The organism is Desulfosporosinus meridiei DSM 13257 (assembly GCF_000231385.2).
GTDB classification, from domain to species: domain Bacteria; phylum Bacillota; class Desulfitobacteriia; order Desulfitobacteriales; family Desulfitobacteriaceae; genus Desulfosporosinus; species Desulfosporosinus meridiei.
Window position 1 is genome coordinate 4,260,836 of the sequence record NC_018515.1, and the last position, 13,296, is coordinate 4,274,131.

Sequence of the window (13,296 nt, forward strand, 5' to 3'; positions counted from 1 at the left end):
TTAACTCCCATCATTATGTTCGTGTTCAACACTACTATTTATTAGTAAACAGTGGGCACTTCTTATTTCCGTCTAAATGCTCTTTTGCAGATAACTCCATAACTGCTATAAAAACCTCGACAAGTTGAGGGTCAAATTGAGTTCCGGCACATTTATTTAGCTCTCTGTAAGCCTCGTCTTTACTAAATGCTCTACGATAAGGTCTGTCTGTTGTCATAGCATCATAGGCATCACAGACTGCGATGATTCTTGCGCCCAAGGGTATTTCATCTCCTTGTATAAGTGTCTGTGGATAGCCCCTACCGTCATAATACTTATGATGAAACATAATGTTGTCTCCTAAGCTTTCAAGCTTAAATACTTCTTCAACTATCGCGGCACCTAACTCGGGGTGCTTCATCATCTCCTGCCATTCCTCTTTGTTTAAGTAGGATTTTTTATTTAAAATAGTATCTTTAATTCCTATTTTCCCAATGTCATGCAGAAGCGCAGAATAATAGTATTCATTAACTATCTTCCTAGATAACCCCAAATACTGGGCAACCCTTTTTGTATAGGCCGCGACTTTTAGCGAATGCTCTTCCAGATAATCATCCTTATAACGAATGAACTCCAGTAAGGAGAGGGCCATACTCATATGGATAGTTTCATCCCCTTTAAGAGAATGGGGGATATTCTGCAAAATTTGCCTTAGTTTATAAGAAGATAAAATTTCATTTAACATATCCCAGCTCCTTATTATAATTAATCTAAAATTGTATTTCTACTAATTGTATTGTACTGAAGATTTCAAATTTATTTTATAGACGTATATATCATTTTACACAGTACACATGTATTGATCTTCTCCAGAAAATAAAAAATCAGCGGTCACCCGCTGATTAAGACTATCTTAATTCCTCTAACAATTGCCTATGATTTACCACAAATGCTGCTGCCGCTGTCCTATTAGGTATAGTAAGTTTTTGAAGTATGTTGGAAACATAGGTTCTTACAGTATAGGTACTGAGAAATAACTCTTCGGCTATTTCCTTATTTGTCTTACCTAGACCAATACTAGCTAATATCCTTCTTTCTTGTTCCGTTAACGAATAAAGGGGCAAGTTATCCTCCGTATTTGCAAAAAGATACTTGGCAATTTTGGGCTCAATGTACGTACCGCCTTCCATTGTTTTATTAATACAATAGATTATCTCCTCAGGGGTAGCATGTGTTGACAAAATACTATGACTACCTTCCTTAAGACTTCGTTTAGCATTTCGTCCATCAGCTTTAGAACATATGACAATCACCTTTGTCTCAGCAATCCCTTGTTTTATTACTGAGATAATGCTTAAATCGCCATCTTCCAAGGAATCGATATCTATGATAAAAACATCTGCTTGAATCCTGCCTAAATCCAGATTACCAAATTGGCAGGGTGTTACCTCCCCGATTATCTTCAGATCCTTATTCTTTTCTAGGACATGTTTTAATCCTTGACTCGTTAAAGAATTATCGTGCACGAGGAATACCTTTACTTGCTTTTCCGCTTCTCTAAGCAGATTGCATTGTGCTTCAATTTTTTCAACAAGTTCGGCAAGTACTTTCACTTTTATAGGTTTTAGTAAATAGTCATAAGCTCCACTTCTAATAGCTTCGATGGCAGATTCCAGATCGCCATGCCCGGTAAATAATACAACCTTTAATTTCTGCCCCATTGGTAAGGCAGTGACAGTGCGAAGCAATTCCAGACCGGAAATCTTCGGCATTTTAATATCTGTAAGGAGCAGATCAAAGCTCCTGGCATGTAACTTGGACAAAGCGTCTGCACCATTCTCAGCTTCTTCAACTTTGTGTCCAAGCTTAGACAAGAACTTAATCACACTACTTCGGCTTGATTTGTTGTCATCCACAACTAGTATGTTCATTATTATCCCTCGATTCTATAGCTTCAACTAAAGGCAACCTTACAACAAAGGTTGCTCCTCCCCTTTCGTTACTGGAACACTCAATATTTCCGCCATGGTAAACAACTATAGAATGAACAATCGATAAACCCAAGCCCGTGCCTTCCCCAACGTCTTTCGTTGTGAAAAGTGGCTCAAATAGCTTATCCTTAATCCCCTCATTAATTCCGATGGCATTATCACAAACCTCTAAATAGACATTATTGGAATCCATGTATGTGGTAATAACTATTTTTTTATCATTTCTAGATGTCATACTAAACGCTTGAATGGCATTAAGCAGTAAATTATTGATAACCTCATTAAGTGTAGTAGGATTTCCTATGATAGGTAGAATAAAGCCATAGTTCTTGACAATAGTAACATCCTGGACTAAACCCTTATTCTGAAAGAAGTTTATAACGAGATCGACATTATCATTAAGGTTGTACAAATGGGGCTTCAATTTAGTTTCTTTACGTATTAATGATCTCAAATTAACAATGATTTCATTAATCTCATCGGCTTGATTGGCAATCTCTTTTAGGTTCTCAGTTAACTCCTCTTTACTGATCTCCTGTTTCTTTTCCATCCAATAAAGCATACTCTCTACTAATACTATGACAGAATTTAAAGGTTGATTTATTTCATGGGCTATTCCGGCAGCTAAGGAGCCAATGGAGGCCAGCCTCTGAGATATCTCCTCCTTTTTCTGCATTTGTAAAAGGTGAGCCTCAACTTCCCTCTGTCGAGTGATATCTTCAGCCATAATAATAACAAATTTGGTCTTGGTTTTTGGAGAGCGAACCAATGATCCTGTAATACCTGCTAAAATTATTTCATTATCCTTTCCTACATAGCGATTCTCCAATTTAAAGCCATTTATTTTCTCGGAAATTAAGTCCCTGAACTCTGACATCATCGTATCTTTATCATCGATATGGCAAATTTGGTTTATGTTTAAACCACTAAGCTCTGCACAACTATAGCCTAGCATTTTTCGAAATGCGGGGTTAGTCATCAGGATTTTTCCGTTACAATCTACAAGCTTTATGCCTATTGAGGTGTTCTCAAAAATCGTTCTGAATCGCTCTTCGCTTTCTCTTAAAGCTTCAATCGCATATTTTTTGTCATCGATATCAATGCAGGATCCGATATACCCGATAAAAATACCGCCGGGAAGATAACGAGGTATTCCTGTCTCCAGAACCCAGCGATATTGACCATCATAGCTTTTAAGCTGGTATTCAACTTGAAAGCCATCTCTTTTATGCAAAGCAGTCTGGTATCTTTTCTCCAAGTTAACTAAATCACCGGGATAGACATCTCTAAGCCACCCTTCCCCTGTCTCCTCCTCCATCCTTTTACCGGTAAAATCCAGCCACCCTTTATTAAAATAGATCTTTTGTGAATTCTCATCAGACATCCATAAGAGGACAGGAGCATTATCAGCCATAACCCGAAACCGCTCTTCACTTTCGCGCAAGGCCTCTTCAGTCCTTTTGCTGTGCTTAATTTCCGTCACAAGTCTTTCATACGGTATGTCAATACCTCTAATAAAAATCGATTTATAGATTAAATAAGTCGATATAGCACTAAAAACATGGCCCAATAAGTTCGTAAAGCCATATACATCACGGTACAAGGTAAATGACAGTCCGGAGAGAATGGAAAAAGCCAGCGAACTAATCATCGTCTTAAGCATGGTATCGCTTAGTTCTTTTTTTCGAAAAATATGATGAATAATTGCAGCCACAAGAATAACAATCACCAGGTATTCGCTATATACCTTAAAGGGGGTTAGGCCCGCTCCCTCAATAAAGCAATCCGGAAAAACTGAATACCATAAAATTGACATTAGAAGCAGGGCAGTAATGGCAACATAAATAGTAACCATAGTCTTAAGAGGGGCTTTCTTATTAATAAACCAGGGGGCGGCTAATAACGAGAGAGAGGAAATATATCTGGCAGCAATCCATAGCTGTGTTGGAGTATTTGAAGTGTAATAGGGAAAAATATTCATACCCTTATAAGTTAAAATGTGCAATAACATTATAATCCCTTCAAATAAAAAGGCGTACCCCAGAAATACCGTGTAATAGTTTCTGGAATGCTTGAAGGTTTGTTTAGCTATTAAAAAGGTTACTATTGAGACTGTCACTGTAAACCCGTCAACTAAGATATGAAAGAAAAGATAGTTCCACCTAGATATTACAAATAACAGGGCTAAAAGCAACATTGGCATAAGATAATTTCTTACTGTTACCACGATTTTATTCATGTCTTTAGCTCGCTCCATCTTTCCAATTTCCAACGTTACAAGAAAGCTTACAAACCTATTGATGCTTTTCCTTGACATTACTTAAAAAACTGTGCAGCATCATGCCAATTATAACGAGTGTTATTCCTATAAAAGATACCGTGTTCGGGAAGACCCCCTGCAAAAACACTAATTCTCCGATCAGGGCAAAGATAACCTCTCCGGACTGAGTTGCTTCTACAGCAGCCAGTTTATGGGGATCTCCCTTGGTCATATCTGTCGCGGAAAAAAAGAGCACCGTGGCAATTACACCTGAGGAAAGAGCCACGATGATCGTTTGATATAACTGATTAGTGCTGGGCAGTCCATCAATTTCAAGTCCTAGAACTGCCAAGATAAGCCAAAAGGGCATACTGGCCAGGGTCATTCCCAGGACTCTCTGATAAGTATCAAACTTCTGCCCGCAGGCTGCCATCATTTTACGGTTACCTAAGGGGTAAGCAAAGGCAGCTAAAATCACCGGTACAATTCCCAACATCATTTCCTTGGTGGTTAACTCGCCGGCTTGTTGGATTTCAATTAATCCAATGCCAACTAAAATCAGCAGAGAGATGATCATTCCGCGAATAGGAATTTTTGAACGAACTCTTTGGGTACTGCTGCCTACTTTCAGATCTAAGTAAAACAGCGGAGCAAGTAAGGAACCGGCCACAATGGTAATCTGCCACATACTGGCCACAAGCCAGGCAGGCCCAAAGGCTGCAGCAAAGCACAAGGGGGCATAAAACAGACCGAAGCCAACAGTACTCCAGATCAGCCAGACCCCAGGCCTTTTGCCCAAATCCATTAACAAGGGTTTAAAATTTCCTCGGATAATCACGATCAGCAGCAGCGGAGGCACCATAAAGAGATATCTAAGAACCGCACTCCACACCCAACTCCCGCCGGAAAGATCCATTGCCCGGTTCAAGACAAAGGTAACTGCAAAAAACAATGATGCTAAAATACCCAGCAGAACAGATTTCAAAACTTTTCCTCCCTAACCTAAGTACAGTTGATCTATTTAACACAACAGCGCCTGTTATTCTTTCTTTTTCAGATGATCTTAATCCGATACGAAAGCGGGGCCCTGGATATTCCCAGCACTTCCCTTATTCAGCTGGCCAAATTCTACAAAACCAGTATTGATTATCTATTGGGCCTTACCAATAATAAGAGGCCCAGACGCACTGTTTCTCGCCACAGCTATAGAAGAAAAAGCGGATGCATTTATTACCAATGATGTTCGACTACAAGGGATCGAAAATATTGAAATAGTACTCATAAATGCTTTTGTTGAGTAGCCGAGGGAAGATAACATCTTTCCTCTTATGATTTTATTAGAAATAATCCTAATTACCAAGACTCATTAGATATTTGCACAGACTAATAATACAATCCTTAATTTCAGGTATTGCTATTGCCGTGAAAAAGACACCGCTAACAGCAATTATTGCCGTAACAACACTAAGACGCCTTTGATATTTGATCTGAATAGCATCCTCGGCAAACTCTAGTTTCTCTCTTGCCTTCTTTACAAATCCATTTATGCCGAGTTTATCAAGAATGATATCCGTTAGTTCAGACATGGCATCAATATTAATATTAGTAGCCTTATTAATGATTTCGATTAAATTCTTGCGGTTCTCAATAATATCCTTCATGCTATTGTCGACACTATAAAAGTCTTTTTTCAGGTAGTCTTGGATAATCACCGAAAGTATGCTGGCTCGTTCCATGGCCAGTAAGGCACCATGCTCAAGTCCGGCTATATCCGGATGTGAGCCAAACCTGTCTTCAGCCTCATAATCCTTGAAACAATCGGCAATTCTCAGCTGGTACTTTTCATAGTTTTTATGGAGTTCGGTATTAAGTAAATTCACCAAAAGAACCCCTGTATTGGAAACATAAATCCTGAAATGCTCTCTCGAACCAAAATTATCTTTCAAATGGTTTAAGGCAAATCTTTGAGGAATAAACGGATACCCTTCATCACTTACCAACAGACCATAAAGCTCCCTGGCATACTTGCTTTCAATTTTCTCAAATAATCCTAAAGACTCCTCCACATTATCTATCCCTTGAACCTCCAGAAGCATCAGTTTCTTCTTACATAAATTTTCACTTTCAGCCGGATTTTCTGGATCTCCTGCATATTTTTTAGAAATTGTTTCACTTACGAAGGTTTGGTAGATGGCATTATTTAATTGACTAAAAGACTTATATTTAGGGGGATTGAAAGCTTGGAAAAATCCCTGAAAATTAAAATCAATCTTCTTTTTATCATACTGAATAATTTTCCGCAGAAAAATTAATTCATCAACAGCTAGATCTCCGATAATTATATTCGTAAAAAAAATATTGACAATATCTATTCCGGGATAAACGAAGGCAAAAATTTCAGCTTCATATTCATGATGAAAACAGCTATCTTCTATGCGAAAGGCATAACTTCCTAAACGAAACATGATAATATTTAGCTGCTTTGGTTTATGGCTATATTTCAGGTCATCCTTGAACAAAAAGTCTTGAAACTCTTTGAAATTCTTGACCCATTTCTTTTCCGCTTCTTCTTTTTGTTCTTCCGCAACTTCGACCTTAATGTATTGTTTGTTTAGTAGAGCAATAAGTTTCTCAAGAGGAATATCCTGAAGTTTAAGGATAGCACTTTCCAATAAAATAGCTCTGACATCTCTTAATATCACCCCGAACTCTGCCGACATTGAGTTACCCCCTGCCCTTTAATCCAAAATCGCAAGTAATCATGAAAGAATTCGCTTCATTTGACCGTTTTCCTACTTCTTATCCATAATTTTTCTTTTCATCTGATAGTAAGACTCGATGTACAACTTTAGTTGAACGAGTTCACTAATATACAAAAGTAATCTCGGATATTCTGTCGTCCCTGAAAGGTAAAGCGGTCGCCGAATTTGCAGTGTTTGTGCAATTAATGATAAACTGAACTTACAGAATATTTACATTACTGAAAGGCAGGTTGTGATATGCACGCACATGCTAACAAAAAATCCTTCAGCTTGGTTCGACAAAGAAAACGTTCTCAAGCCGAAGTCAAAAGGGAACTTCGATTAGTCGATGGTAAGGTTTATAAGTTATGTGTTGAGGATGGAAAAATCATCCTAGCCCCTAAAAAACTTATTCCAGACGACCAGCAATACCTCTGGACTGAGGAACGGCAAGTTGCAGAACTGGAAGCTCAAGCTGAAATGCAAACCGAATACGTTAACCATTTTGACTCAATGGAAGATTACCTGAAAAATTTGGAAAAGAAAGATAAGGCTCCTGTCCCCAAGCCTCACTAACTAGTCAAAAACAAGAATCCTCAAGACATTTGTCTTGAGGATTCTTACTTTGACCTAGAGAGAATCAACCCCTACACCTTAGCCAACCATGATTGATACTGCTGAGGCGTAGAAAATGTAACGTCCCAGGAATTCACCAACTAAGACGAGGGCAAAGGCTACATAGACTGTGTTTGCCGGAAGTGGCAAGGAGGTATTCCCTTTTTTGAATAGAGTGTAGGCTAAAAGCCCAGCCCCTATTCCGGAAAGGATCCATCTTATCACCCACATAGGCCCATAGGAGCCCGCTAGGGCTTGGGCAGAGGCCAAGGCGGCGTCTCCCCCGCCAGAGAGAGCGGTGTAATAAACGGGTAGATAAACCAGTTGAATCAGCAAAGCAGCTATTCCGATCAGGCTGATTTTTTTCAGCAGGTTGATTAATTCGGGGGATAGTTTATCCCCCTTTAAACCTTGCATAATCAAGACCACCGAACCTAACACCCCAAAGAGGAGGGTGGTTCCCAAAAAGGCGAGGAAGGTATTCCCACCATTCCAGGCCGGTCGTATAGAAGAAGAATAAATACTTGCCATGCTGAAAATCACCATCAGACCTGTCAGGGAAGTTATCCAGCTTAGGATCTTATTGAACTGTCCTTTTCCGGCAACAAAGTAATTGCCAAGGATTAAGCCAAAGAAGATTCCCACAAAAAGTATCTCGCGGCTCAGCCAAGAACTGCCAAGATTTAAAAGAGCACGGTAGGCTCCGCTTGGCGTACCCAGGTGGAAGAGTGACAAGACCAGAGCAAGGGCCATGATCACTCCAATGGCTGGAAACCCTGTGTTGGTTAGTTGGGATGCGGCTTTATGGTTCTCCTTTGATTCCAGAACCGTTCCTGTGATAGTCAGAAGGATAAAAGTGCCGACCCCCAGCTGAGTTAAAAGGGTAAACATCATTAACGGCCATTCTTCAGCAAACATTGCTTAACCTCCTTTGATTCATTTTATAAAGACAAGAATGCTTTAGCGTTTAGCTTCTCTTTTAGGCTTGATGATGAAGGAAGGATGGGTAATTGAGGAATCCGGCAGACCTTTGATGTCCGAAGTTCCGCCATACTCTTTTTTGAGCTCCTCAATATCCCCATATTTCAAAACCCTCATCAGGCAAGCATCCACACAGGCCGGATTTTGCCCCTTGTCGATTAAGTCAGCACACAGGTCGCACTTTCTCACTTTACCCAGTTCCTCGATATATTGGGGCGCCCCATAGGGGCAAGACCAAGTACACATGCGGCAACCAATGCACTTATCCAGATCATACATGACAATCCCGTCAGCCCGTTTATGGAGAGCACCCGATGGGCAGTTCTCTACACATTTTGGTTTTTCACAGTGGTTACAGGCGATGGATAAATTATAGATCCAAGGGCTGGGGAATTTCCCCCCTTCAAAACTCGTGACTCGACGGAAAAGCGCTCCCAGTTTCAAATCATTTTTGTCCTTGCAAGCAATTTGACAGGTTTTACATTTACTGCAGGCAGTCATATCAAAGTAAAATCCCAGCTGCGCCATTACTTAGCCCCCCCTTGTGCACTAACAATCCTTTGTGGCCAGGTATGATCCGGCTTTAGCTTAATGGAACCATTATATTTTTCAACTTGAACATTACAAGTGTTATACCCTTGCGTCCCTTGCCCGCCACAAAGCCCGCCATTTAACACATTCACGGCTCCGGCTTTACAGACCCCACTCTCCTCATCGATTTCAGCCCAAGCACCTTGACCCAGAGTCAGGGTTCCCGGCATCATTCGTTCAGTGAGATAAAGAGGTCTGATCACGCTTCCGTGCCGGCTGGTGATCTTAACAATATCATCCTTATGGATTCCCCTGGCTTCTGCGTCAGAAGGGTTCATGTAGAGTTCATTGCCGAAAGCCTCTCGCAATCCGGGGATGTTATCCAAGGTGGAATGGCTGCGACGGGCATAGTGGATCGTCGTGAGCTGCAAGGGGTAATCACCCTTAACTTGTTTTTCGTAGTCAGTAAAGGTTTCTTCATAGCCCTCAGTAACATATTGATATTTGGCAATGGGGGCCAAGGTACTCCAGCCAAAGGCTTTAATATTATCTGCCAAAGCTTGACTGTGAATTTGAAACTTACCACTCTCTGTTCCCAAGGGGTTCTTCTCCGGGTCATCGATAAACTTTTTATAATCGATATAACCGTACTTATCCCCCGGAGCGCGGGGAACCTGATAAATCCCTCGTTCTTTAAATTCCTTATACCCAATCCGCCCCTGCTGTGGGGTTCCATCGACACCTAATTCTGCAATATCTTCTGCCGTTATGGTCACTAAGGGCTCATACCCTGAACCATCTTCTTTAATGACAGTGGAACCAGCTAGTTGGTTGAAGACCTTCTGTTTTTCTGACAAGGGATCAAGTTTCTTTGGATCAAAGCCCAGTCTTTTTCCGATCTCGAGATCGATCCAATTGTCATCTTTGGTTTCATAGAGGGGCTCGGTAACTTGGCTGTAATAAATAAGCATTTCCGGGTTACCCGTCAGAAAACCTCCGACCTTCTCCCATTCCGTGGTGGCAGGCAGGACAATATCGGAATATTTGGCGGTTGTCGTTAAGAAGTGAGCCGAACTCACGACAAATTCAACCTTGCGAAAGGCCTCAATTCCGCGCATAAGATTCGTGGCTTGGTTCAGTGGATTACCAACACCAATATTCACCAAGGCCCTAATGTCACAGGGCTGCTTACCCCTTACACCTGCGGTATATTCACCCTTGACAACGGCATCCCAAGCCTCATCCCAAACAATACCATGCCAGTTTGTTTTAAAGGGATCCGGTCCCGGAAAAGTAGGTTCTTTATAGAGAGGATTGGCTACAGTTGAGCCCCCGGCTTTTCCTGGGTTAACCAGTGCCGGTCCTCCATAGCTTTGAGTATTGTGGCGATTATTGGAGCTGATGGAAGCTCCGGGTTTACCCACATTGCCCGTCATCCAGCCAACGGTCAGAAAGGCCTGGCAGAATTGTTCACCCAGCATGGTTCTGGCAGCAGCCGAGGAGCTACTGAAGGTCATGGGTTTAGTGACAGCGATTTGATGAGCAAAGGTTCGAATAAGCTCCGGGTCAGTTCCGCAATGTTCAGAGGCCCATTCCGGAGTTTTTGGCTGGCCATCATAGGTTCCCAGCACATAATCCTTAAAGTTTTCTTGAGGATCGGCCCCTTCAGGCATATGGTCTTGATCAAAACCGACACAGTATTTATCCAAAAAGGCCTGATCATGAAGGTTGTTTGTGATCATATAGTGAGCCATGCCTAATAAAAGAGCTGTATCCGTTCCGGGGCGTACCGGAATCCATTCATCCGCTAAAATCTGGGCCGAATCCGTATAAAAGGGGTCGACCATGATAATCTTAGCTCCGGCATCTTTGGCCTGTTTATAGTTATAGGCGGGATTACCGGCGCTGCTCCAAGCGGGATTTGAACCCCAGAGCACGATAAGCTTGGCATTCTTTAAATCAAGACGATCATTAGAGCCTCTTGATCTGCCGCCATTCATGAACTGCTGGGGCTTAGGCCATGCTCCGTCAGAGGTGGTGCCCCAGTAAGTCATTGAGCCACCAAAAGCGTTGATGGACGGGATCGGGCTTTTGGTCAGAATTGATTTATTGCCGTAAGCTTCCTTAACCCGTTTCAGCTCTGCAGCGATGGAATCTAAGGCTTCATCCCAAGATATTCTGACCCATTCATCCCTGCCTCTGAGTTCCCTTTTCCCACCGGTTCCCGGCTCCCAGTTCTTGCGTTTCATGGGGTACTTTAAGCGATCCGCACCATAAACTTGCTGACGTTGTGACCGTCCTCGCGCACACCCTCTTTGCTGGGGATAATCCGGGCTATCCGGATGCGTATCATCCGTCTTTTGACGCAGAACAACTCCGTCTACAACATAGGCCTTATTAAGACATCGACCTCCACAGTTGTGCCAACAGGCCGCTGTAATCCATTCCCCTTCTTTGCCGGCAAGGGCTGCCGCTTTCTCTGCATCGACTTTGGCTAATCCACAACCCGGTAAAGTTAAGGCTGCCGCAGTCCCTGCAGTGAGAGTCGCTGTCCAGCCGAGAAAGGATCGTCTGTTAATGCTGTATTTCTTTGCATTCTCGATAAAATTTGCCATCCTTTAGTCACCTCCATAAATTCTGACGCCGTCTAGGCATTTGTGAATCTTATAACACTATTAACCTTTCGCTATGGATGATCAGATCTCCTTTGTAAAAGGCTACAAGATTTGACCCTAAACTTTGTCTGTTGTGACAATTGACGGCACCAAAATTACGAGATTCCCTATATATTTAAATCCATTTATTATTGCGGTAGACGAATAGAAAAAAAGTTCTCATGAGTTTCGATACTCCTGAGAACTTTCTAAAGGCAGCTGCTCTTCCCTGCCGTCTGGGATCACCCAATTTAAGCTTACTTGGAGGATTGTCTTCTTTCATCTTAGGCCAAAAACCTTGAAATATTATTTTTCTCAACTATACTTAATAGTATTGTTCTTGGAAGAAGGATTAAACTTTCCCTGAGCAGAGTTAAGGAGGAAACAAATGCATCAGTCACGTCAGCGTTTTATTTTCTACGTTTCAGGTATTATTATCATGACCTTTGGGATAGCGTTAACGATTCGTTCCTTAATGGGAACCTCCCCATTTGACGCACTCCTGGTAGGATTATTTCAGACCTTTGGCTTAACCATTGGCAGTTGGGAAATAGTTGTAGGTCTGGTTCTGGTGTTATTTAACGCCGCTGCTCAGCGCCGAAAGCTTGAATATTTTGCCTTACTTACCTCTTTGATTACCGGTATGGGAATTGACCTTTGGCTTTTTGTGCTAGGGGATTCAATCAGTCCTCTGACCCTCTTCGGTCAAGCTGCATGTTTAATACTCGGGGTAGGAATTGTGGGTTTAGGAGTTGCTGTAAATCTGCAAGCTGACTTTGCCCCCAATCCCATGGATCGCTCTATGCTGGTCATTAATCAATTAACGGGACTTAATGTGGCAATTTCCCGGGCAATAATCAGCCTGGTTCTGGTCATACTTGCTTTCCTATTTGGCGGCCCTATCGGTATCGGCACCTTATTTTCCGCCCTTATCACCGGGGTGTTTATAAAATTCTTCATGCCCTACACAGCTCGTTTAAACAAGGGGAAGGGGACCGATCCGGCCTCTGGAGATGAAACACCCATTATTCATTAGAACAGCAGTTCTCTATTCTCTCAGGAAAATACCCAACTTTGAGATAAAAGAAAGGGTTCGGGGCCCTTCGCAAACTTGATGTCATTACTGTATTAGAGTATAATTAGCTAAGAAATAGTATAGATTAAAACCGGGATGTGCCAACATCCCGGCTGTACAACTGGCCGTAGTGAGCGGCGAATGATGAAAGAGCAAGGTGCCCGGCGGAATGGACTACTTGCTCTTTTGCGTTCCTTTAAGTATTAACACAATAAGTGTTGCAAATGCAATCGCAAACATAAGCGCTTCATACACACTCATAAGCCTCACCCCCTTTCCGGGGATTCAGCCGCCCACCCGCCATCTTCAGTTGTACAATGTCAATTATGGCATACTTTCCCAGTATAGACGCGAGTTGTTTGACAAAAAGTCAAATCTATTTGTATTTTTGTCAAATAATGACCGTTACGTTAAGTATGATTAAAGTAGTTAATTGTCAAACTTGTTTCCCTTTAGCCTAAGGCTAGAT

12 protein-coding genes are annotated in these 13,296 nt (G+C 41.8%); 3 read left to right on the plus strand and 9 right to left on the minus strand.

The window, feature by feature from the left end:
* Positions 1-34: 34 nt before the first annotated feature.
* The 4 genes from DESMER_RS19700 to DESMER_RS19715 form a co-directional block, all read right to left on the minus strand.
* Positions 35-724, minus strand: coding sequence for an HD-GYP domain-containing protein (locus DESMER_RS19700; RefSeq protein ID WP_014904830.1), 690 nt, complete (start codon positions 722-724; stop codon positions 35-37).
* A 163-nt stretch (positions 725-887) separates the two neighbouring features.
* Positions 888-1,910: a response regulator gene (locus DESMER_RS19705; RefSeq protein ID WP_014904831.1), complete on the minus strand. Its 1,023-nt coding sequence runs from the start codon at positions 1,908-1,910 to the stop codon at positions 888-890.
* Positions 1,888-4,209 (minus strand): MASE3 domain-containing protein, encoded by a 2,322-nt coding sequence (locus DESMER_RS19710; RefSeq protein WP_158405975.1) that lies wholly within the window; start codon positions 4,207-4,209, stop codon positions 1,888-1,890. The genes DESMER_RS19705 and DESMER_RS19710 overlap by 23 nt, the downstream gene beginning before the upstream one ends.
* A 55-nt stretch (positions 4,210-4,264) precedes the next feature.
* Positions 4,265-5,215: a DMT family transporter gene (locus tag DESMER_RS19715; RefSeq protein WP_014904833.1), complete on the minus strand. Its 951-nt coding sequence runs from the start codon at positions 5,213-5,215 to the stop codon at positions 4,265-4,267.
* Positions 5,216-5,242: 27 nt separating this feature from the next.
* Between DESMER_RS19715 and DESMER_RS24580 the strand changes: the two genes are divergently transcribed.
* Positions 5,243-5,470: a hypothetical protein gene (locus tag DESMER_RS24580; protein WP_083856518.1), complete on the plus strand. Its 228-nt coding sequence runs from the start codon at positions 5,243-5,245 to the stop codon at positions 5,468-5,470.
* Between the two features lie 109 nt (positions 5,471-5,579).
* On the opposite strand, the gene DESMER_RS19720 is transcribed toward DESMER_RS24580, so the two are convergent.
* The gene (locus DESMER_RS19720; RefSeq protein ID WP_014904834.1) at positions 5,580-6,950 is read right to left on the minus strand and encodes a hypothetical protein; all 1,371 of its coding nucleotides are present in this window, start codon (positions 6,948-6,950) and stop codon (positions 5,580-5,582) included.
* A 279-nt stretch (positions 6,951-7,229) separates the two neighbouring features.
* Between DESMER_RS19720 and DESMER_RS19725 the strand changes: the two genes are divergently transcribed.
* Complete coding sequence (locus tag DESMER_RS19725) at positions 7,230-7,547, plus strand: hypothetical protein (RefSeq protein ID WP_014904835.1); 318 nt, start codon at positions 7,230-7,232, stop codon at positions 7,545-7,547.
* A gap of 78 nt (positions 7,548-7,625) precedes the next feature.
* Here DESMER_RS19725 and DESMER_RS19730 read toward each other — a convergent pair whose 3' ends face one another.
* The 3 genes from DESMER_RS19730 to DESMER_RS19740 are packed head-to-tail and all read right to left on the minus strand — an operon-like array spanning position 7,626 to position 11,713.
* The gene (locus tag DESMER_RS19730) at positions 7,626-8,504 is read right to left on the minus strand and encodes a dimethyl sulfoxide reductase anchor subunit family protein (protein WP_014904836.1); all 879 of its coding nucleotides are present in this window, start codon (positions 8,502-8,504) and stop codon (positions 7,626-7,628) included.
* A 42-nt stretch (positions 8,505-8,546) separates the two neighbouring features.
* Positions 8,547-9,095: a DMSO/selenate family reductase complex B subunit gene (locus DESMER_RS19735; RefSeq protein ID WP_014904837.1), complete on the minus strand. Its 549-nt coding sequence runs from the start codon at positions 9,093-9,095 to the stop codon at positions 8,547-8,549.
* On the minus strand, positions 9,095-11,713 hold the full coding sequence (locus tag DESMER_RS19740; protein ID WP_014904838.1) for a molybdopterin-dependent oxidoreductase: 2,619 nt from the start codon (positions 11,711-11,713) through the stop codon (positions 9,095-9,097). Before DESMER_RS19740 ends, DESMER_RS19735 begins: the two co-directional genes overlap by 1 nt.
* Positions 11,714-12,140: 427 nt before the next feature.
* Between DESMER_RS19740 and DESMER_RS19745 the strand changes: the two genes are divergently transcribed.
* Positions 12,141-12,788 carry a YczE/YyaS/YitT family protein gene (locus DESMER_RS19745; protein ID WP_014904839.1) on the plus strand — a complete coding sequence of 216 codons (648 nt, stop codon included), beginning with the start codon at positions 12,141-12,143 and terminating at the stop codon, positions 12,786-12,788.
* Between the two features lie 213 nt (positions 12,789-13,001).
* On the opposite strand, the gene DESMER_RS24980 is transcribed toward DESMER_RS19745, so the two are convergent.
* Complete coding sequence (locus DESMER_RS24980; RefSeq protein WP_427854289.1) at positions 13,002-13,088, minus strand: putative holin-like toxin; 87 nt, start codon at positions 13,086-13,088, stop codon at positions 13,002-13,004.
* Positions 13,089-13,296 lie beyond the last annotated feature (208 nt).